17 protein-coding genes are annotated in these 20,741 nt (G+C 71.3%); 8 read left to right on the plus strand and 9 right to left on the minus strand.

Annotated elements, in window-relative coordinates; all coding sequences use genetic code 11:
* Positions 1–42: 42 nt before the first annotated feature.
* Both groES and K7957_RS07005 read right to left on the minus strand, forming a co-directional pair.
* Entirely contained in the window at positions 43–330 is a 288-nt protein-coding gene (groES, locus tag K7957_RS07000) for a co-chaperone GroES (protein ID WP_132909544.1), read from the minus strand.
* A gap of 129 nt (positions 331–459) precedes the next feature.
* Positions 460–1,911: an MATE family efflux transporter gene (locus K7957_RS07005; protein WP_343228334.1), complete on the minus strand. Its 1,452-nt coding sequence runs from the start codon at positions 1,909–1,911 to the stop codon at positions 460–462.
* 346 nt (positions 1,912–2,257) lie between these two features.
* On the opposite strand from K7957_RS07005, the gene sppA reads away from it, so the two are divergent.
* The 7 genes from sppA to K7957_RS07040 all read left to right on the plus strand — a co-directional run bounded on the left by sppA (position 2,258) and on the right by K7957_RS07040 (position 11,007).
* Entirely contained in the window at positions 2,258–4,135 is a 1,878-nt protein-coding gene (sppA, locus tag K7957_RS07010) for a signal peptide peptidase SppA (protein WP_223011277.1), read from the plus strand.
* Positions 4,135–4,716, plus strand: coding sequence for a GNAT family N-acetyltransferase (locus tag K7957_RS07015; protein WP_223011278.1), 582 nt, complete (start codon positions 4,135–4,137; stop codon positions 4,714–4,716). The genes sppA and K7957_RS07015 overlap by 1 nt, the downstream gene beginning before the upstream one ends.
* Positions 4,717–5,198: 482 nt before the next feature.
* Positions 5,199–5,627, plus strand: a complete 429-nt coding sequence (locus K7957_RS07020; RefSeq protein ID WP_223011279.1) for a DUF805 domain-containing protein — start codon at positions 5,199–5,201, stop codon at positions 5,625–5,627.
* Between the two features lie 275 nt (positions 5,628–5,902).
* A complete protein-coding gene (locus tag K7957_RS20530; RefSeq protein WP_223011280.1) occupies positions 5,903–8,245 on the plus strand; it encodes a TonB-dependent receptor in 2,343 nt (780 codons plus the stop codon).
* An 80-nt stretch (positions 8,246–8,325) separates the two neighbouring features.
* A complete protein-coding gene (locus tag K7957_RS07030) occupies positions 8,326–10,374 on the plus strand; it encodes a carbon starvation CstA family protein (RefSeq protein ID WP_223011281.1) in 2,049 nt (682 codons plus the stop codon).
* Positions 10,371–10,553, plus strand: coding sequence for a YbdD/YjiX family protein (locus K7957_RS07035; RefSeq protein WP_223011282.1), 183 nt, complete (start codon positions 10,371–10,373; stop codon positions 10,551–10,553). The genes K7957_RS07030 and K7957_RS07035 overlap by 4 nt, the downstream gene beginning before the upstream one ends.
* Positions 10,554–10,701: 148 nt before the next feature.
* Positions 10,702–11,007 carry a helix-turn-helix domain-containing protein gene (locus tag K7957_RS07040; protein WP_223011283.1) on the plus strand — a complete coding sequence of 102 codons (306 nt, stop codon included), beginning with the start codon at positions 10,702–10,704 and terminating at the stop codon, positions 11,005–11,007.
* A gap of 209 nt (positions 11,008–11,216) precedes the next feature.
* On the opposite strand, the gene K7957_RS07045 is transcribed toward K7957_RS07040, so the two are convergent.
* The 5 genes from K7957_RS07045 to K7957_RS07065 all read right to left on the minus strand — a co-directional run bounded on the left by K7957_RS07045 (position 11,217) and on the right by K7957_RS07065 (position 18,282).
* The gene (locus tag K7957_RS07045; RefSeq protein WP_223011284.1) at positions 11,217–12,614 is read right to left on the minus strand and encodes a Gfo/Idh/MocA family protein; all 1,398 of its coding nucleotides are present in this window, start codon (positions 12,612–12,614) and stop codon (positions 11,217–11,219) included.
* A 337-nt stretch (positions 12,615–12,951) separates the two neighbouring features.
* Positions 12,952–15,414, minus strand: coding sequence for a TonB-dependent receptor (locus K7957_RS07050; protein ID WP_223011285.1), 2,463 nt, complete (start codon positions 15,412–15,414; stop codon positions 12,952–12,954).
* A gap of 265 nt (positions 15,415–15,679) precedes the next feature.
* The gene (locus K7957_RS07055) at positions 15,680–16,699 is read right to left on the minus strand and encodes an SMP-30/gluconolactonase/LRE family protein (RefSeq protein ID WP_223011286.1); all 1,020 of its coding nucleotides are present in this window, start codon (positions 16,697–16,699) and stop codon (positions 15,680–15,682) included.
* On the minus strand, positions 16,696–17,790 hold the full coding sequence (locus K7957_RS07060; protein WP_246616829.1) for a Gfo/Idh/MocA family protein: 1,095 nt from the start codon (positions 17,788–17,790) through the stop codon (positions 16,696–16,698). The genes K7957_RS07055 and K7957_RS07060 overlap by 4 nt, the downstream gene beginning before the upstream one ends.
* Before the next feature lie 57 nt (positions 17,791–17,847).
* Positions 17,848–18,282, minus strand: coding sequence for a winged helix-turn-helix transcriptional regulator (locus tag K7957_RS07065; protein WP_223011287.1), 435 nt, complete (start codon positions 18,280–18,282; stop codon positions 17,848–17,850).
* Between the two features lie 55 nt (positions 18,283–18,337).
* Between K7957_RS07065 and K7957_RS07070 the strand changes: the two genes are divergently transcribed.
* Entirely contained in the window at positions 18,338–18,946 is a 609-nt protein-coding gene (locus K7957_RS07070; protein WP_223011288.1) for an NAD(P)-dependent oxidoreductase, read from the plus strand.
* 208 nt (positions 18,947–19,154) lie between these two features.
* On the opposite strand, the gene K7957_RS07075 is transcribed toward K7957_RS07070, so the two are convergent.
* Both K7957_RS07075 and K7957_RS07080 read right to left on the minus strand, forming a co-directional pair.
* On the minus strand, positions 19,155–19,460 hold the full coding sequence (locus tag K7957_RS07075) for a DUF6496 domain-containing protein (RefSeq protein WP_223011289.1): 306 nt from the start codon (positions 19,458–19,460) through the stop codon (positions 19,155–19,157).
* Between the two features lie 91 nt (positions 19,461–19,551).
* Entirely contained in the window at positions 19,552–20,736 is a 1,185-nt protein-coding gene (locus K7957_RS07080) for an acyl-CoA dehydrogenase (protein WP_223011290.1), read from the minus strand.
* Between the last annotated feature and the right edge of the window lie 5 nt (positions 20,737–20,741).

Here is a 20,741-nt window from a genome sequence, read left to right on the forward strand (position 1 = left end):
CAGATGAACGAATGTTGATAAGGTTGAGGGTGCGGGACGATCTCAGGCGATGACGCCGAGAATGTCCGACTCCTTCATGATCAGCAGGTCCTCGCCGTTGACCTTGACCTCGGTGCCCGACCACTTGCCGAACAGGATGCGGTCGCCCGCCTTGACGTCGAGCGGGGTGACCTTGCCGTCCTCGGCCTTCACGCCGGTGCCGGCGGCGACGACCTCGCCCTCCTGCGGCTTCTCCTTGGCGGTGTCCGGGATGATGATCCCGCCGGCCGTCTTCTCTTCCGCCTCAACGCGGCGGACGAGAACGCGGTCGTGCAACGGACGAAAGTTCATTGCTCTTACCTCTCTGAAGGCATGTGACAGATTTTTGGCACTCCCCTGGGGCGAGTGCCAGCGCCCCGCATATGTGGGGCGTGCCCGCGGCGGTCAACCGGGGCCGCACGATTTTTCGGGAACCGTGCGTCAGGCCGTGGGTGCGGCCGGGTCGGGCAGCAGGCCGAGCCGCTCGCGCGCGCACCAGCGCCAGATCAACAGCGCCGAGACGACGCCGAGCCCCGCGGCAAGACCCCACCAGATACCGATCGCGCCCCAGCCGACGGTGAAGCCGAGCCAGGCGGCGATGCCGAACCCGATCCCCCAATAGCCGAACAGCTGGATCATCATCGGCACCCGCGTGTCCTGCACCCCGCGCAGCACCCCCGCCGCGACCGCCTGCGCGCCGTCTACCAGCTGGAACACCGCGGCGACGCCGAGCAGCTTCACCGCGAGCGCGGCCACCGCCACCTCGTGCGCAGGGTCGACATAGGCGCGGACCAGCAGCCCAGGTACCGCCCAGAGGATCGAGGCGCTGACGACCATCACCGCGATCCCCGACACGATCGCGACCCCGCCGGCGCGACCGACCCAGCGCGGGTCGGCCGCGCCATAAGCGAGCCCGACGCGGATCGTCGCCGCCTGCGCCAGCCCGAAGGGAACCTGGAAGGCCGCGGCGGCGATGTTGAGCGCGACCGCATGCGCGTCGATCGCGGTGACCGAGATCAGCCCCATCAGCAGCGCGGCGCCGCCGAACAGCCCGCCCTCCGCCATCCACCCGAGCGCGATCGGGGTGCCGAGCTTCGCGATCTCGATCAGGCGCGGCCACTCGGTCCGCCACCACTTGCCGAACAAATGGAAGCGGCGCAGCCGGCGGTCGGTCGACAGGATCACCGCGTAGCTCGCCGCGGTGGCGAGCGAGGTGAGCACGCTCGCGATCGCGGCGCCCTCCAGGCCGAGCGCGGGGAAGCCGGCGTTGCCGAACACGAGGCAATAGTTGGTGGCGACCGCGACGCCGAGCGCGAGCAAGGTCACCACCAGCGCCCAGCCCGGCCGCCCCAGCGCGGCGGCGGTGAGCCGCATCAGCGCCGCCGCCACCGCGAACGGCGCGGCGAGCGACAGCAGCCGGCAGAAACCGCCCGCGCGCGCCGCCACCGCGGCGTCCTGCCCGGCGACGCGCAGGATCGGCTCGGCGAGGTTGAGCAGCGCGATCACCACCAGCGAGCCCGCCGCGGCGAGCCACAGCGCCATGCGGAACGAGCGGCGCACCTGGCGCACCGCACCGATGCGGCGGCCGAGCGCGGCGGCGATCAGCGGCTCGGCGGCGCCGACCAGACCGACCAACGCGAAGGCGAGCAGGTTGAACAGGAACACGCCCAGCGTCGCGGCCGCGAACTCGACTGGACCGAGCCGCGCCACGAACACGACGTCGACCGCGAACACCGCCATCTGGAGCAGGTTGGCTCCCACCAGCGGCCCGGCGAGCGCGGCGAGCGCGCGGAGCTCGCGCTGCCAGGTGGCGGGCGCTCGCTCGGTCAGCGGGTGGAGGGTGGCGGCGCCGTGCATCGCGCGTGCCGTAGAGGAGTTCGCGGCGCGGTGCACGCGGGGTATGGTGGGAGCGGTGCGACAGACGCCGGCGCGGCCCGCTGAGCAGAAGTCGAACGAGCACGCGGCGCCGTCGGAGGAAGTCTCGGCAGCCGATCCTTTTATAGCTGGCGCACGGGCCCGGCCGGGTCGGCGGCGTAGATTTTTCAAGGTGCTTCGGCGTGTCTCCGGCACCATGGGATCGCGGGCGGCGACATCTCGTCGCGGTGGCGCCCGCCCCTGCCCGTGCGCGACAGGCGCGATCGCGCGCCGGGCGTACCCCAAAGCGTATTGCTCACTTCATACACGCCGGGCTAGGCTGGCGGCAGCGGGAGTCCCTCCGCGAAGAAGATGGAACATCACGATGAAACTGGTGCGCGGCGCCTGGAAGCTGCTGGTGGGCATCAAGGACGCACTGGTCCTCGCGGCGATGCTGCTGTTCTTCGCTCTGCTGTTCGCGGCGCTCAACGCGCGCTCGCGCCCCGGCGCGATCAAGGACGGCGCGCTGCTGCTCGCGCTCGACGGTCCGATCGTCGAGCAGCCCGAGGAGATCCAGCCCACCGCGCTGCTCAGCGGCCAGCAGATCGGCAAGCAATATCGCCTGCGCGACCTGCTGCGCGCGATCGACTCGGCGGCCCAGGACGACCGCGTCAAGGCGATCGTGCTCGATCTCGACAAGTTCGGCGGCGGCTATCCCGCCTCGCTCGGCGAGGTGCAGGACGCGCTGCTGCGCGCGCGCAAGGCGGGCAAGCCGGTGCTGGCCTATGCCACCGCTTATACCGACGCGGGCTATCGCCTCGCCTCGGCGGCGAGCGAGATCTGGATGAACCCGCTGGGCGGCACGATCTTCGCCGGGCCGGGTGGCAGCCAGCTCTATTACAAGGGACTGCTCGACAAGATCGGGGTCAACGCGCACGTCTATCGCGTCGGCAAGTTCAAGTCGGCGGTGGAGCCCTATACCCGTACCGACCAGAGCCCGGAGGCCCGCGCCGCGAGCCAGGAGCTGTACGGCACGCTCTTCCAGCAGTGGCGCGAGTCGATCGCGACCGCGCGGCCCAAGGCGCAGGTGGCACCGTGGCTGGCGCAGCCGGCGCAGCTCGTCCAGCAGGCGCAGGGTGACGTGGCGCAGGCCAATGTCGCCACCGGGCTGGTCGACAAGCTGGGCGACCGCGTCGCCTTCGGCCGCCGCGTCGCGCAGCTCGCCGGCGGCGACGACGGCAAGCCCGCGGGCTGGTTCCGCACGATCAGATACCAGCCCTATGTCGATGCCGCACCGCTGCCCAAGACCGGGCAGATCGGCGTGCTCACCGTCGCGGGCGAGATCGTCGACGGCGAGGCGCAGCCCGGCCGGGCCGGCGGCGACACGATCGCCAAGCTGCTCTACCAGGGCATGATCGACAACAAGCTCAAGGCGCTGGTGCTGCGTGTCGATTCGCCGGGCGGCTCGGTGCTGGCGTCGGAGAAGATCCGGCTGGCGGTGATGGAGGCCAAGCGCCGCGGGTTGCCAATCGTGGTGTCGATGGGCGGGCTCGCCGCCTCTGGCGGCTATTGGGTGTCGACCCCGGGCGACGTGATCTTCGCCGAGCCCGGCACGATCACCGGCTCGATCGGCATCTTCGGTATCATTCCCACGTTCGAGAACACGCTGAGCAAGATCGGGCTCTCGGCCGACGGGGTGAAGACCACGCCGCTGTCGGGCCAGCCCGACCTGCTCGCGGGCACCACGCCGCAGCTCGACGCGGTGGTGCAATCGGGCATCGAGCACGGCTATCGCGAGTTCCTGACGCGCGTGTCGCAGTCGCGCAAACTGCCGGTCGAGCGCGTCAACGAGATCGGCCAGGGCCGCGTCTGGGTCGGCGGCATCGCGCACCAGCTCAGGCTGGTCGACCGCTTCGGTGGGCTCGACGCCGCGGTGCGCGAGGCCGCGCGCCGCGCCAAGCTCGACCAGGACACGCCGCCGGTCGTGTATCTCGACAAGAAGCCGGGCTTCGCCGCGCAGATCGCGCAGCAGCTCGCCAGCCAGGAGGACGACGATGACGCGGGCGCCCCCGCCGACGCGATCGGCCAGCTGGCGTGGCAGCGCCAGCAGGGCTTCGCGGTCGCGCTCGGCGACGCGCAGCGGATGCTGACCGGCGCGACCGTGCGCGCGCAGTGCCTCGAGTGCGCCGGGCTCGGCCCGGTGCGCGCCAGCTCGGCGGACCGGACGTTGCTCCAGCTCGTGCTCGCCAAGGTGGGGCTCTGATGCCCCCCGGCCCGATCGCGATCCGCGCCGCCACCGCCGACGACGCCGCCGCGATCGCCGCGATCTACGCGCCCTATGTGCTGCAGGGCACGGTCTCGTTCGAGAGCGAGGCGCCCGACGCCGCGGCGATGCGCGAGCGGATCGAGGGGTCGGCGGGCTATTACCCCTGGCTGGTCGCGGTCTCGCGCGGCGAGGACGGCGGGGAGCGCGGGGTGCTCGCCTACGCTTATGCCACGCGCTTCCGCGACCGGCCGGCCTATCGCTACGTCGTCGAGACATCGATCTACGCCACCGGCGCGACCCAGCGCCAGGGTGTCGGCCGGCTATTGTACGAGGCGCTGGTCGACACGCTGCGCGCGCAGGGCTTCACCCAGGCGATCGGCGTGATCGCGCTGCCCAACGACGCCTCGATCACGCTGCACGAGGCGGTCGGCTTCCGCCGCGCCGGTGTGTACCGCGAGGTAGGCTACAAGCAGGGGCGCTGGATCGACGTCGGCCTGTGGCAATGCGCGCTCAACGAGTCGGCGATCCCGCCGGTCGAGCCGCGCGCCTTCCGCGACGTGGGCGTGCGGCGCGACTGAGCGGCGGCGCGGCTGGCAGCGTGCGTGAGGTGCCTCACGCGACGACTCCAGGTTGCGAGGAAGGTTGGTTCACGCGGCGGCGCCGTGACGCGGAGGTGTAGCGCGCGCGGCAGCGCACGCTCATCGTCCCAACGCTTGATAAGAGGCGCCGCCTCCGCGGCGGGGCGCAACCTCGCCGCGCCTCCGCGTGAACCAACCTTCCTCGCGTCCTCGCGTCCTCGCGTCACCTCACTTCTCAGAGGCTGATCCACCTCCTCTGCATCGTCGGCCTGCTCCGGCGAACGCCGGAGCCTAGGGTCACCAACATCACCGCCTGCCGCTCTGGGATCCCGCGTGCGCGGGAGCACGGTTCCGCTCTGATTGGATCAGCACTCGCCTGGCCGCCCGCCATAACGGGCCACTGCCCGGCTCGACTCCGCCACCCCGCTCCGCCCTCGCGCTACGATCCCCCTACGGCGCAGGCGCGTCGAGGGAGGCGAGCGATGGAGCATCTCACGCGGCCATGGCGGCTCTACGGCGAGCTCGCCGGGCGAGCGACGCGGCGCGAGCTCGCCGGCTTCGACCTCACCCTCCTGGCCGCGCTCGCGCTTGCCTGGCACGCGCCCGATCTCACGGCCCCCTGGCTCGGCGCGCTGAAGCTGCGCCCCGAGGCGGCGAGCGGCGGCGTGCTGCTCGCGGCGCTGGGCTTCGTGCTGTTGTTCGGCACCGCGCCGTGCGTCGCGGTCCACGCGCGCCGGCTGCACGATGCCGGCCATTCGGCTTGGTGGCTGCTTTTCCCGATCACCGCCCCGTTGCTGCTGCTGCCGGGCACGCGCGGTGCCAATCGCTACGGCGCCGACCCGCGCGGGCGGGAACGCCTCTCCGCTCCCTCGGAGGAGAGCGCGCCCGCGCCGCTACGCGCGGCGTGCTGAGCGAGAGGTCGCGGGCCGACTCGCGTGAGAACGACGATCAGACGTAAGAACATCATCCGAGTGCCCCGGCGGAGGCCCGGGCTCAGTACCGGAAGGGGTCGCGGTCAAGTCGCTGCAATTACCACCGGGGCCCCCGCCCCCGCCGGTGCACGAGATGTTCAAGGCCAGCGCTCGCCCGAGCAGAACGGGTTACCCAGACCGACGATCCGCCCGGCGCGGTCACCCGTGAGTCGCTGAGCCGACCTAGCTCTGCCCCCGCAACTGGGGTGTGGACCATGACCATCTTCTACCGTGACGAGGCCTTCCTCCTCTCGATCGTCGGCGCGCTGCTATGCGCCCCCGCCGCCGCACAGACGCAGCCGCCCGCGGGGGCTGTCGCGGGAGAGGCGGCCGACGCGACCGCCGCGCCCGCGCTCGGCGACGTCATCGTCACCGCGCAGCGCCGCCGCACCGACCTGCAGGAGACGCCGGTCGCGGTGTCGGTGCTCGACTCGACCGGGCTGCGCGACCGTCACGTCCAGTCGCTCGGCGACCTGCGCGACGGTGCGATCCCGTCGCTGCGGGTGGCGCCCTTCTACTCGCGCAACTCGGCGCTGATCGTGAACATCCGCGGCGTCGGCGTGCTGGGTGACAGCAACCAGCCCGCGCGCGACCAGGGCGTCGGCGTCTATGTCGACGGCGTCTATCTCGGCCGCGCGCAGGGGCTCGGCGCGGCGCTGTACGACGTCGCCAGCCTGGAGGTGCTCAAGGGGCCGCAGGGGACGCTGTTCGGCCGCAACACCGAGGGCGGCGCGGTCAACATCGTCACGCGCGCGCCGAGCGGCCAGCTCGGACTGCGCGCCGCCGCGGGGGTGGGCAGCGCCGGCGCCTACGGTGGCGAGGTGCACTTCGACTTGCCCTCGCTCGCCGGCGTGGCGGTGAAGCTCGACGGCATCGTCACCGCGCGCGGCGGGCTGGTGCGCGACCCGCTGACCGGCCAGACACCGTTCGACTTCTACGAGCGGCGCGGCGCGCACCTCGCGGCGCTGTGGCACCCGGCCGAAGGAGTGAGCGCCGATTACGCCTTCGACACCGCCCACGACGGTTCGTCGCCGCTCTATTACCAGACGGTCGCGGCGGGCTCGCTGCCGCGCGCGCCGGCGCAGCCCGTGGAGCAGCGGCGGGTCCGCGTCGCCAGCGTCGGCGTGCCCCAGCAGGACAGCGTCGGGCGCACCCACGGCCATCGCCTCACGCTCGGCTGGCAGGCGGCGCCGGGGCTGGAGCTCAAGTCGATCTCCGCACTGCGCATCATGGCCCAGTCGCAATATGATAACGGTTCGGCCAACAACTCGGCCTTCCACCCCGGCGGCGCCTTCGCGCGCTACAGCCTCGCCGATTTCGACCAGCGCCAGTGGAGCCAGGAGGTTCAGCTGATCGGCGAGGCGCCGCGGCTGCATTATCTCGCCGGCGCGCTCTATTATCGCGAGCGCGTCGCCGATCGGGCGCAGGCGTTCAACACGATGCGGTGGAACACGGCGGGCACCGCCGCCAGCGTGATCCCGCTGACGCTCGCGGCGCAGCCGATCGACCGTGCCAGCCGGATCACCACCGACAGCCTCGGCGCCTTCGGCCAGGCGACCTGGTCACCCGCGGTGGAGGACGACTGGCTCCACCTCACCGGCGGTCTGCGCTGGTCGCGCGACAGCAAGCGGGGCAACCTGTACCTCGTCAACAACAAGACGCCGAGCGTCAACGGCGTGGTCGCGCCGCGCGGGCTCGACGCGCGCTGGTCGCGGGTCGATCCGATGGTGACGATCGCCGCCGACGCCGGAACCGACCTCCACGCCTACGCCAGATGGAGCACCGGTTATCGCTCGGGCGGCGCCAACTCGCGCTCGCTCACCTACGCGCCGTTCGCGCCGGAGAGCGTCTCGGTCTGGGAGCTCGGCACCAAGAGCGAGTGGCTGGATCGCCGCGCCCGTCTCAACCTCGCGGTCTATGCCGGCGGCTACGCCGCGATCCAGATCGACTTCACCGCCAACTACCTGCAGCGCGACCAGGGCGGCCGGCTGCTGGAATCGACGCGCACCACCACCGAGACCTTCAACGCTCCCGGCCGGGGGCGGCTGCGCGGCGCCGAGGCCGAGCTGGCGGTGCTGCCGGCGGAGGGGCTGACGCTCAGCGGCGCCTATGCCCGCACCGACCTGCGTATCCCGCCCACCGCCAACCCCTTCCCGCAGACCAACGGCACGGTGGTGACCGCGCCGGTGCGGATCTACCCGGTGTACACGCCGCGCGACGCGATCAGCGGCGCGATCGACTATCATGCCGCGGTGCCCGGCGGCACACTGCGCGCGCACGTCGATGCCAGCGCCGACTCGGGCTTCTACGCCAATTACAACGACCCGGAGCGCGGGATGCGCCAGCCGCGCGGCGCGGCGGGCGTGGTGGTCAACGGCCGCGTCGCACTGACCGACGTCGCGGTCTCGCCCGGCGCCACGATCGAGCTGGCGCTGTGGAGCCGCAACCTGCTCGACGAGCAGCACCTGTTCTTCCGCCAGTACACCACCCTGCTGGGTACCGCGGGCTTCTTCAACGAGCGCCGCACGCTCGGGCTGGAACTGGGGCTGCGCTTCTGACGCGATGCCGCGCGATGCCCGTTGATCGGGCCCGCGGTCAGCGCGCATAGCGGCGGAAGAAGGACGAGGAGCGCGCGACGATGACCAGGCACCTACCGTGGATCCTGCTCGCGCTCGCCGGCGCCGCCTGCCTCGGCGTGGTCGCGTCGGTGCGCGGCGAGCCGGTCAACGCTTTGTGGATCGTCGCCGCGGCGCTCTGCGTGTACCTCGTCGCCTACCGTTACTACGCGCGCTACATCGCGCGCGTCGTCGTCGCGGTCGACCCGGCGCGCGCCACGCCCGCGGTGCGGCGCGCCGACGGGCTCGACTATGTCGCGACGGACCGGCGCGTGCTGTTCGGCCACCATTTCGCGGCGATCGCCGGCGCGGGGCCGCTGGTCGGCCCGGTGCTCGCCGCGCAGATGGGCTATCTGCCCGGCACCTTGTGGATTCTCGCCGGCGTGGTGCTCGCCGGCGCGGTGCAGGACTTCATGGTGCTGTTCATCTCGATGCGCCGCGACGGGCGCTCGCTCGGCGAGCTGATCCGGATGGAGATGGGCGCGGTGCCGGGCACGATCGCGCTGGTCGGCGCCTTCATGATCATGGTGATCATCCTCGCCGTGCTCGCGCTGATCGTGGTGCGCGCGCTGGCGGAAAGCCCCTGGGGGCTGTTCACCGTGGTCGCCACCGTGCCGCTGGCGATGGTGATGGGCGGCTACACGCGCTGGCTGCGACCGGGCGCGATCGGCGAGGTATCGGTGATCGGCGTCGTCGGGCTGGTCGCCGCGATCCTGCTCGGCCAGTCGGTCGCGGCGAGCGCGAGCCTCGCGCCGTGGTTCACGCTCACGCCGGTGGCGCTCTGCGTCGGGCTGATCGGCTATGGCGCGGTGGCGTCGCTGCTGCCGGTGTGGCTGCTGCTGGCGCCGCGCGACTATCTCTCCACCTTCCTCAAGATCGGCGCGATCGCGGCGCTGGCGATCGGCATCGTGCTGCTCGCGCCGCCGCTGCGCATGCCCGCGCTCACCGACTTCGCCGCAACCGGGCGCGGGCCGGTCTGGGCGGGGCCGCTGTTCCCCTTCCTGTTCATCACCATCGCCTGCGGCGCGGTGTCGGGCTTCCACGCGCTGATCGCGAGCGGCACCACGCCCAAGCTGATCGCGAGCGAGAGCGACGCCGCCTTCATCGGCTATGGCGCGATGCTGATGGAGAGCGCGGTGGCGATCATGGCGCTGGTGGCGGCGTGCATCCTCGATCCCGGCATCTATCTCGCGATGAACGCCCCCGCCGCGATCACCGCGGGCGATCCCGTCACCGCCGCCGCGGCGGTGAGCGCGATGGGCTTCCCCGTGGCGCCCGCGACACTGACCGAGACCGCGCGTCAGGTCGGCGAGACCACGATCATCAGCCGCGCCGGCGGCGCGCCGACGCTGGCGGTGGCGATGGCCGAGATCTTCTCGCACGCGATCGGCGGCCCCGCGATGAAGGCCTTCTGGTACCATTTCGCGATCCTGTTCGAGGCGCTGTTCATCCTCACCGCGGTGGACGCCGGAACGCGCGCGGGGCGCTTCATGCTGCACGACCTGCTCGCGCTGGCGGTGCCGCGCTTCAGGGACACACGCGGCTTCGCGCCCGGGCTGGTCGCCACGCTGCTGTGCGTCGGCGCCTGGGGCTTCTTCCTCTACCAGGGCGTGACCGACCCGCTCGGCGGGGTGAACACCTTGTGGCCGTTGTTCGGCATCTCCAACCAGATGCTCGCCGCGGTGGCGCTGCTGCTCGCGACGGTGGTGCTGTTCCGCATGAAGCGCGCGCGCTACGCCGCGGTGACGGTGGTGCCCGCGGCGTGGCTGGTGCTGTGCACCGGCACCGCGGGCGTGATGAAGCTGGCGCATCCCGATCCAGCGATCGGCTTCCTCGCGCACGCGCGCCGCTTCGCCGAGGCCGCGGCGCGCGGCGAGGTGCTCAAGCCCGCCAAGACGCTCGCCGAGATGCATCGGATCGTGCTCAACGACCGGATCGACGCGGGCCTGTGCGCGCTGTTCCTCGCGGTGGTGGCGGCGATCCTCGTCTATGCGGTGCGCGCCTGCCTCGCGGTGCGGCGGCTCGACCGGCCGAGCGTCAGCGAGATCCCGCCGTCCGGAGCGACCGCGTGAGCGCGCTCTGGCGGCGGCTGGCGCAGACGGCGCGGCTGATGGTCGGCCAGCCCGACTATGATGCCTATCGCCGCCATCTCGCCGAGCATCATCCCGAGCGCGAGGCGATGACTCGCGCGCAATTCTTCCGCGAGCGCGAGGCGGCGCGCTACCGCGGCGGCAGCGGGCGCTGCTGCTGAGCTGCGGCTCACCTGCCCTTCCCCCACCTGAACTTCACGTGAAATGGTGATTAATACCGCGTTGATCTGACCTATGGCACGGCTTAACTTGATGGCCGGCAATAGACGCGCCCCGAGGGGCCGTTCCGGTGCGGTGACAGGTGCTCGAATGAGTGTTCCGGACTGGCAGATCAGCGGCACGATGGCCGCGGCACAGCGCGACGCCATATTGGCGGCGCTGCTCGCCGCCGACAACAACCTGACCCATGCGGCGCAGCGGCTGCGCATCGGGCGGACGACGCTGTACCGCCTGATCAAGTCGTACGACATCATCATGACCGAGCGGCCGCCGCGCCGTCGCGTCGCCGCGACGGGGGCGCCGCGCGCGGTGAACGAGCATGATGGCGCGGCCCCGCGCGTCATCCTGGTGGACGGGGCCTGGTATCTCGTCCCTGGCGCGGCGCGGGCGTCGTGAAGGGGGCGAAGGGTCCTTCTTCCTGGACGATTGGCGCGGGGTTCCTCTCTGGGCTCCTGCGCAGGCAGGAGCCCAGAGCCTCGTGCACCATCACCTCTTGTTCTGCTCGGCTCTGGGTTCCGGCTTTCGCCGGAACACGATCACCTAACATGCCATCGGCCGCTGGCTGAGACCGCGAGGCCCGCTACACGGACCTCAGCGCATCCCCGTCAGATCGTCCACCCGCTCCGATAGTCGCGCGTCAGCAGCGTGTTCGCCTCGGCCGCGTCGGTGATCCGCGCGGCGGTGCCGTCGTAGCTGATCGGCCGCCCCGCGCGCAGCGCGACCATGCCGAGCAGCATCGTCTCGTTCAGCGTGGTGGCATAAGCGAACGGGCACGAGGCCTGCGTCTCGCCGCGGATCGCGGCGAGCCAGTTGCGCTCATGCCCCTGCAGCCCGCCCTCGATGCGCGGCAGCGTGCGCGGCACCGCCGCGGCGCGCTCGGCCGCGCCGGCGCCGAACACCACCGGCTTCTCGCCGTAGGTCTCGTGCATCAGCATGCCCTGGTCGCCGACGTAGAGCACGCCGCCCTCGGGCGACATCACCGCCTCGGCGGGCAGGTCGCGCGGGCTCGGCGGCATCAGCCCGCCGTCGTACCAGGTGAGCTTGACCGGCCCGCCCTTGGCGTTGCCGAACTCGAAGAAGGTCAGCCCCGCCAGCGGCCAGCTGCCCGGCTGCGCGGGCTGGTCGCGCGACGCCCAGCGCGAGTGGCGCGTCTCGACCCGCGTCGGCAGGCCGGGCTCGAGCGCCCAGACCGGGAAGTCGAGCAGGTGCGCGCCCATGTCGCCCAGCGCGCCGGTGCCGAACGGGGTCCAGCCGCGCCAGTTGAAGTGCGCGTAATCGGGATGGTAGCCCCAGTCGACCGAGGCCGGTCCGAGCCACAGGTCCCAGTCGAGGCTGGCGGGCTTGGCCACCGGCTCGGGGCGCGCGATGCCCTGCGGCCAGATCGGGCGGTTGGTCCAGGCATGGACCTCGCGGACGGTACCGATCGCGCCGCCGCGCAGGAGCTCGACCACGCGGCGGCCGTCGTCGCCCGAGTGGCCCTGGTTGCCCATCTGCGTGACGAGCTTGGGGTTCTTGCGCGCCAGCTCGGCCAGCATGCGGCTCTCCGCGACCGTATAGGTCAGCGGCTTCTGAACGTAGACGTGGAGCCCGCGCTCCATCGCCATCTTGGCCGCGACCGCGTGATGGTGGTCGGGGGTGGCGATCAGGACCGCCTCGATGTCCTTCCGCTTGTCGAACAGCTTGCGGTAATCGCTGAAATGCTCGGCCTTGTCATAGGCGGCGCGCAGCGCGACGCGGTCGGGGTTGGTGTTGCCGTCGCGGCCCAGCAGCGACTTGGCGACATGGTCGAAATCGACGTCGCAGGCGGCGACGATATTCTCGCCGGTCAGCCGCGAGGCGTTGGCGGCGCCCATGCCGCCCGCGCCAATCACCGCGATGTTGATCTTGTCGCCCGCCTTGCGCCGCCGCGCCGCCCGCGCCGCGCTTGGCAGCGCCCCCGCCATCGCCGTTGCCGCCGCGCCTGCCAGCCACGTGCGGCGGCTGATCCCCTCGCTGATCGTCATCGTCTCTCCTTCGCGTGCGTCGTTGCAGAGGCTTGCGCGCTCACCGCCCCCGTGTCGCGCGCCCTGCTAAGCTCCGGGGAGTCGCGCCATTCGAAAGCAATTATCTTATTGTATGCGTCACGTCAGGGAGCGGAGCAAGCCGATACGTTAGCGTCGCTGCCGTAAGCTGGGGGCGACGGATCAGTCCTCGCGGCAGACGGCTGCATCACCTCCCACCGTCATCCCGGACTTGTTCCGGGATCCACTCATCCGCAAGCACAGCGACGTCGGGATGAGCGGCACAGTGGATCCCGGAACAAGTCCGGCATGACGGAAGGAAGAAGGGTACCCGCCCCCCTCAGAAGCTCAGCGCCGCGCTGAAGCGCAGCGAGCGGCCGAGGATCGGGCGCGCCAGCACCGGCCCGGTGCCCTGCGAGCCGATGATGCGCGGGTTGCCCTCGGTCAGCCCGATCTCATTGGTGAGGTTGTTGCCCGTCACCTGGAGCCGGATCCGCTCCGCCACCTCCACCGACACGCCCGCGTCGAGCTGGTAGAAGCGCGGCAGCAGCTGCTGGTTCTCGGGGTCGGAGAAGCGGTCGCCGGTATATTGCAGCGTCGCGAACAGCGACGGGCGCAGGCTTCCCACCGGCAGCTCGTAGGACGGCGTCACGCGCCACATCCAGCGGGGCTGGCGCTGGACGCGGTTCCCGGTATTGTCGATCGCGCCGCCGCCGGTGAAGAAGTCCTGGTAGGTGCCGTCGAGGAAGGTCCCCGCCGCCGCCAGGCTGAAGCCCGCGAACGGCCGCAGCGCGCCCTCCAGCTCGACGCCGGTCGCCTTGGCGCCGCCGACCTGGCTCAGCGCGACATTGTTGATCAGCTGCGTCGTCGCCAGCCCGTCGAACTTGTTGTGGAACACGGTGGCGTAGAGGTTGAGCCACGGCATCGAGACCTTGAGCCCGCCCTCATAGGTGTCGACCTTGGCGACGATCGTCAGCCCCTCGCGCAGGTTGTCGAACTGCGGGAAGCTGTGGCCGCGGCTGTAGCGCGCGAACACGCCGACCTGCGAGGTGAAGTCGAAGTTGGCGCCCGCGGTCCACGACCAGCGCCCCTCGCGGAACGGGTCGAGCGCGCGGCGCTCACCGAACACGTTGACGGCATTGTCGTAGAGCGTGTTCGGATTGCCATCGAGGTTGACCTGGGTCGCCGCCGGGGTGCGCAGGTTACCGTCGACGATGTGCTTCTGATAGCGCAGGCCGCCGTCGACGCGCAGCTGTGAGGTGATCTGCAGCTCGTCGACCGCGTAGAAGGCGAGGTCCGATCCCTTGTAATAAGCGTCGACGAGGAAGCCGTCGCCGCTGGTGAAGCCGTTCTGCGTCGCGGTGCGCCCGCCGTTGAGCGTCAGGTTGAGCAGCCGCGCGCGCGGCTCGGCGGTGAGCAGCACCTGGTTGCCCAGCGCCCATTGGTCGCGCGTGGTGTAATCGGCGTAGTAGAAGCCGCCGGTCAGCTTGTTGCCGCCGACCTTCCACTCCAGCGCGGTGTCGGCGACGAAGGAGGTGATCTTCTTCTGCACGCTCCAGATGCCCGCGCGCATCACCTGCGTGTCCGCGCCCGAGGCGACCGCGCCCCCGCCGTTGACGTAGCTGAGCGCGGCGACCGTCGAGCCGGCGCCGCCGAGCGCGGTCGCGATGGCCGAGGCGGCGGTGGGCGGTCCGTCGGGGACGAGCCCGACCGTGTCGGCGCGACCGCCGAGATAGCTCATCCGCTCGCGCACGCGCAGGCCGTCCGCCACCTCATAGTCGAAGGTGATGCCGGTGTTGATCACGTCGGCGCCGCGGCCGTTCTCGAGGTTGACGGTGTTGCCCTGGACGTTGCGCGTCAGCCGCGTCTCGGGCCCGAGCAGGGTGCCGGTGCCCGCGTCGAAGCCCGGATAGGCGCTGATCTTGCGCCCGTCCTGGATCACCGGGATCGGCAGCAGCCACTGACCGCGATCGTTGAGGTAGCGCGCGTAGACCTCGACCGAGCCGCGCCCCTCGAAATCATGGTGGACGTTGGCGGTGACCTGGCCGCCCTTCTCGGCGCGGAAGCCGGGGTCGCGGATGCCGTTGCCCTGCGCGTAGAAGCCGCCGATCATGAAGCCGGTATTCTCGCCGAGCGGGCCCGACACCCAGGCGTCGCCGCGCGCCTCATCATAGTCGGTATAGGAGAATTTCGCGAGGCCGTGGAGCGCGCTGCCGCCCGTACGCGGCACGACGTTGACGGTCAGGCCGGGCTGGCCGTTGGAGAAGAGCGAGCCGGTGCCGCCGCGCACCGCCTCGACCCGCTGCACCGTCTCGTCGAGCCGGATCAGCTGCGAGTTCTCGAGGAACGACAGCGTCGAGGGCGGGAAGATCGGCACGCCGCCGAGCTGGAAGGTGACGAACTGCGCGTCGCCGCCGGAGGGATAGCCGCGCACGAAGATGTTGGCGCCGTTCTGCCCACCCGAGCTCTCCGCCATCACGCCGGGGACGGTGCGGAGCAGATCGGCGGTGCTGTTCGGCGCGGCGCGCTCGATCGCGTCGTCGCTGAGCGTGGTGACCGCGAAGGCGGCGTCCTGACGCCGCGTGCCGCCGCCCGCGGTGCCGACGACGATGATGTCGTCGCCGGTCGGCGCGGTCGTGTCGACGATGCCGGTGTCGGGCTGCGAGCGCTGCGCGGTGTCCTGGGCAGTGGTCTGGCTGGTGTCGGGCGCGATGTCGGACTGGGCGAGCGCGGGCGCGGCGAGCAGCGTCAGCGCGACGGTGGCGGCGCCGCTGAGCAGCCGCGTGGCGTGGGTGGACCGCATGCTTCTTCTCCCTCTGGTGCGGCGCTCGGGTGGCGCCGTTAACCGTAAATGTAAGGTGCGCACGGACTCGTGTCGACACGCGGCGGGCTGCGATGGATCGTTGATGTGGGATGGTTGCTTCTGCGCCACAGTGCGGAGGGCAAGCCCCTCGCCTTCAGGGGAGGGGTTGGGGTGGGGCGCTTCCGCGAGCGCCGCATGTGCGGCGAGGCCCCGCGCCGGCCCCCCTCCTCCGGAACCAGAGCGTGGGCAACCCGCGCGTGCCTTCTTACCCCACCAGCGCCACGCGGCAGATCCGGTCCGAAGCGGTGAGGAACAGGCTGCGGCCACCCTCGCCCACGCAAGCGTTGGCGATCGGCCTGCCGTTGCCGATGATACCGAGCGGCTCGCCCGCCGGGCTGAGCACGTGCATGCCGCCCGGCCCGCTGACGAACAGATGCCCCGCCGCGGCCACGTCCATGCCGTCGGGCGCGCCCGCCCAGCCCTTCGCCTTGTCCGCGCGCATGTCGCTGAACACGCGCGAGCCGGTCGGCGAGCCGCGCGCGTCGAGCGTATAGGCCCACACCAGCGGCGCGGCGTCGTCCGAGCAGGACAGGTACAGCGTCCGCTCATCGGGCGAGAGGCCGACGCCATTGGGAAAGCGCCGCGCACCGTCGAGCAGCGTGACCGTGCCGTCGGGATCGAGCCGGTAGAGCCCCATCACATCGAGCTCGCGCAGCCGCGAGTCGGGGCCGGCCGCGAAGCCGTAGGTCGGGTCGGTGAAATAGATCGCGCCCGAGCGCGCCACCACCACGTCGTTGGGGCTGTTGAAGCGCTTGCCGCGATAGCGGTCGGCCAGCACGGTCCGCTTCCTGGTGGCGAGATCGACGCGGACGATCGCGCGCGTGCCGCTGTCGGCGACGATCAGCCGGCCGCGGTGATCGAGCGCGAGCCCGTTGGCGCCGGCCTCGCGGATCGCGGGCGGGATCGGCGTCTGCAGGCCCGAGGGATCGAGGAACGGCCGCGCGCCGTCGCGGCGCGACCAGCGATGGACGACGTTGGCGGGCACGTCGGAGAAGAGCAGATACTCGCCCTTGGCGACCCACACCGGCCCCTCGGCCCAGCGATAGCCGGTGGCGAGCGTCTCGATCGTCGCGCCGCGCGGGATGATCCAGTCGAGCCGCGGGTCGAGCCGCAGCACCCCCATCGGCGGCGGCTCGGCCGCGCGCGCGGCGCCGGCGAGCAGCGCCCCCGCGCCCAGCCCGGCGCCCAGTCCCGCCAGCGCCGCGCGCCGGGTGAGCGCCGTCATACCAGCCGCACGCGCTGCCCTTCGCGCGCCGAGCGGTAGATCGCCTCGATCACGCGCAGGTCGGCCAGCCCCTCCTCGCCGCCGGTCAGCGGCTCCTTGTCGTCGAGGATGCACTCGGCGAGATGGTCGAGCTGTCCGGCGTGCTGCGCCTTGCCCGCGGGCGGGTCGCGCGGCTCGGTGCGGCCGTCGCGGTTGATGCGCATCTTCTGCCCCTCGTAGGAGGTGGCGGGCTCGAGCTCGATCCAGCCCTTGGTGCCGGTGACCCGATAGGCGTTGTGGTTCGAATTGTAGCTCGACACGCAGGTCGCCTCGATCCCCGAGGGGAAGCGCAGCAGGAAGGAGATCTTGTCCTCCACCGTGCGGAAGCGCGGGTCGGAGCGGTCGGTCGACTCGATCGCGCTGACCTCGATCGGGTTCTCGCCGGAGAGATAGCGCGCCGCGTTGAGGCTGTAGATGCCGATGTCCATCAGCGAGCCGCCGCCCGACAGCGGGCGGTCGAGCCGCCACTGGTTGGGCTGGATGGTGAAGCCGTGCTCCGAGGTGATGATCTGCGTCTTGCCGACGAAGCCGCTCTGCGCGAGCTGGATCGCCAGCACGTTGTGCGGCTGGAAGCGCGAGCGATAGCCGATCATCAGCTTGCGCTTGGCGGCGCGGCAGGCGTCGATCATCGTCTGGCATTCCGCCACCGAGACCGCCATCGGCTTCTCGCACATCACGTGCTTGCCCGCCTTGGCGGCGCGCACGACGTACTCGGCGTGCATCGCGTTGGGCAGGATGACGTAGACCACGTCGACGTCGGGATTGTCGCGGATCGTGTCGAAATTGGCGTAGCTGTAGCGGTGCGTCTTGGGAATGTTGTACTGCGCGCCGAACTTCTCGAGCTTGGCGGGCGTGCCGCTGACCAGTGCGACCAGGCGCGAGTGGTCGCACTCGGCGAACTTGGACATGATCAGCTCGGCGTAGCGGCCCAGCCCGACCACGGCATAGCCGATCTTGCGGTCGCGCGGGGGCGCGGCGCAGGCGCCGCTCGCGGCGACGGCGAGCCCCATCCCGAGCCCGGCGATGATGGTGCGACGGTCGGCCTCGCGCATGTCCCTCTCCCTGTCCCGTCGACGCTCTCGGCGTCGCGGATCAGAGGGGTAACAGCATCATTCGGGGAGCGCTACCATCTCGGCCGCGGCCTCGCCGCGCGCGTCGTAGCGCGCCTGCGCGGCGGCGACCGCGCCCATCCGCGTCTCCGCCCAGTCGATCATCTCGCGCAGCGCGCCGAGCAGCTCGCGCCCGAGCGGCGTGACCCGGTAGACCACCTTGATCGGCACGCTCGCCTCGACCTCCCGCGTCACCAGTCCGTCGCGCTCGAGTGAGCGCAGCGTCTGGCTCAGCATCTTCTGCGACACGCCCGCGATGCGGCGCTTGAGCTCGCTGAAGCGCCGCGACGAGTCGCCGAGCAGCAGCAGGATCAGCACGCTCCATTTGTCGCCGACGCGGTCGAGCAGGCGCCGCGTCGGGCAGTCGGCGGCATAGACGTCACCGCGCGCGGTATCGCCGAAGTAACCAGGTGAGATGGAAGTGCCGTCTTGCATGACGCCTCGTCCTAGCCAAGTAGGTCACCGTTGGAAACCACCCTCGGAGGGCGAGATGAAGGTAGCGGTGCTGGGTGCGAGCGGTCGCGCGGGCAAGGAGATCACGCGGGAGCTGGCGCGGCGCGGCCACGCGGTCACCGCGGTCGCGCGCCATCCGGAAACGATCCCCGCGGGCGACGGCGTCACCGAGGTGGCGGGTGACGCGCACGACGCCGACGCGCTGGCCGGGCTGATCCGCGGCCACGACGCGGTGATCAGCGCGCTCCACTTCGACGTCACCGCCGAGACGCTGCTGGGCGCGCTGCGCGCCGCCGGCGTGCCGCGGCTGCTCGTCACCGGGGGCGCGGCGAGCCTGCGCACCGCCGACGGCGGCCGGCTGATCGACTCGCCCGACTTCCCGGCGGCGTGGCGCGACATGGCGATGGGCGGCGTCCGCTTCCTCGACGCGCTGCGCGGGGTGGAGGACGTCGACTGGACCTTCTTCTCGCCCGCCGCGCTGATCGAGGAGGGACCGCGCACCGGGCAGTTCCGGCTCGGCACCGACGAGCTGGTGGTCGACGCGGAGGGGCAGAGCCGGATCAGCTTCGCCGACTATGCGATCGCGATGGTCGACGAGCTTGAACAGCACCGCCACCCGCGCGCGCGCTTCACCGCGGCCTATTGAGGGGCGGGCGGCGGGGTCACGGCTGTGGTGCCGGTAGGCGGTAACACCGCCGCACCCGCCCCCTTCCGTCATCCCGGACTCGTTCCGGGATCCACCGTCCCGCACATCCTCGCGCCGATGTTCTCACGGAAGGGTGGATCCCGGAACAAGTCCGGGATGACGGCGGTGGCAAGGGAGCGGGGAGAAAGCTCACGGCATCGCAGCCCTCTCAGCCCAGCGCCTTCTCCAGCTCCGCCTTGCTCATCCTTGAGCGGCCCGGCACGTCCGCCTTCTTCGCGCGCTCATACAATTCGGCCCTGCTCGGCCCGCGCTCGCGCCGCTCCGCCTCGCCCTTGCGGCGCTTGTTCTGCGCGGGGCTCTGCTGGTTCGACGCGCCCGCCTCGCTCAGGCCGATGGCGATCGCCTGCCGGCGGCTGGTGACCTTGTCCCCCGCGCTGGTCTCGAGCTCGCCCTCGGCGAACTCGTGCATCACCCGCTCCACCGTCTCCTGCTGCGCCTTGCTCTGCTTCGCCATCTCACACGCTCCTGCAGCGACGCGAGCGAGAACCGGGGCGAAGCGCGCGAGGTTCCCAATCCTCCCCGCCGTGCGAGGAGGAGCTGTTGGCTCAGAACGCCGCGATGCCGGTGATGGCGCGGCCGAGGATCAGCGCGTGGACGTCGTGCGCGCCCTCGTAGGTGTTGACCGTCTCGAGGTTCATCAGGTGGCGCATCACCTGATACTCGCCCGAGATGCCGTTGCCGCCGTGCATGTCGCGCGCCGCGCGCGCCACGTCGAGCGCCTTGCCGACGTTGTTGCGCTTGACCAGCGAGACCATCTCGGGCGCGAACCGGCCCTCGTCCATCAGCCGCCCCACGCGCAGGCTCGCCTGCAGCCCGAGCGCGATCTCGGTCTCCATGTCGGCCAGCTTCTTCTGGAACAGCTGGCGCCCGGCGAGCGGCGTGCCGAACTGCCTGCGGTCGAGCCCGTATTGCCGCGCCGCGTGGAAGCAATATTCCGCCGCGCCCAGCGCACCCCAGCTGATCCCGTAGCGCGCGCGGTTGAGACAGCCGAACGGTCCCTTCAGCCCCGCCACGTTGGGCAGCAAGGCGTCCTCGCCGACCTCGACCTCGTCCATCATCACCATGCCGGTGATCGAGGCGCGCAACGAGAGCTTGCCCTCGATCTTGGGCGTGGCGAGCCCCTTGGCGCCCTTCTCCAGCACGAAGCCGCGGATCGCGCCGTCGTGCGCGTCGCTCTTGGCCCAGATCACGAAGACATCCGCGATCGGGCTGTTCGAGATCCAGGTCTTGGCGCCCGAGAGGACGTAGCCGCCGTCGCTCTTGCGCGCGCGCGTCGTCATCCCGCCCGGGTCCGAGCCGGCGTCGGGCTCGGTCAGCCCGAAACAGCCGATCAGCTCGCCGCGCGCCAGCCCCGGCAGCCAGCGGTGGCGCTGCTCCTCCGAGCCGTACGCGTAGATCGGATACATCACGAGGCTCGACTGCACGCTCATCATCGAGCGATAGCCCGAGTCGATCCGCTCCACCTCGCGCGCCACCAGCCCGTAGGCGACGTAGGAGGCGCCGACGCCGCCATATTCCTCCGGGATGGTCGGGCCGAGCAGCCCCAGCGCGCCCATCTCGCGGAAGATCGCGGGATCGGTGTGCTCGTGCGCGAACGCCTCGACGATGCGCGGCGCGAGCTTGTCCTCGGCATAGGCGCGCGCGGTGTCGCGCACCATCCGCTCGTCCTCGCTCAGCTGATCGTCGAGCAGGAACGGGTCTGCCCAGTCGAACCGGCCCATCTGGGTCATAAGGT

Origin of the sequence: Sphingomonas yunnanensis, from assembly GCF_019898765.1 — a bacterium.
GTDB lineage: Bacteria > Pseudomonadota > Alphaproteobacteria > Sphingomonadales > Sphingomonadaceae > Sphingomonas > Sphingomonas yunnanensis.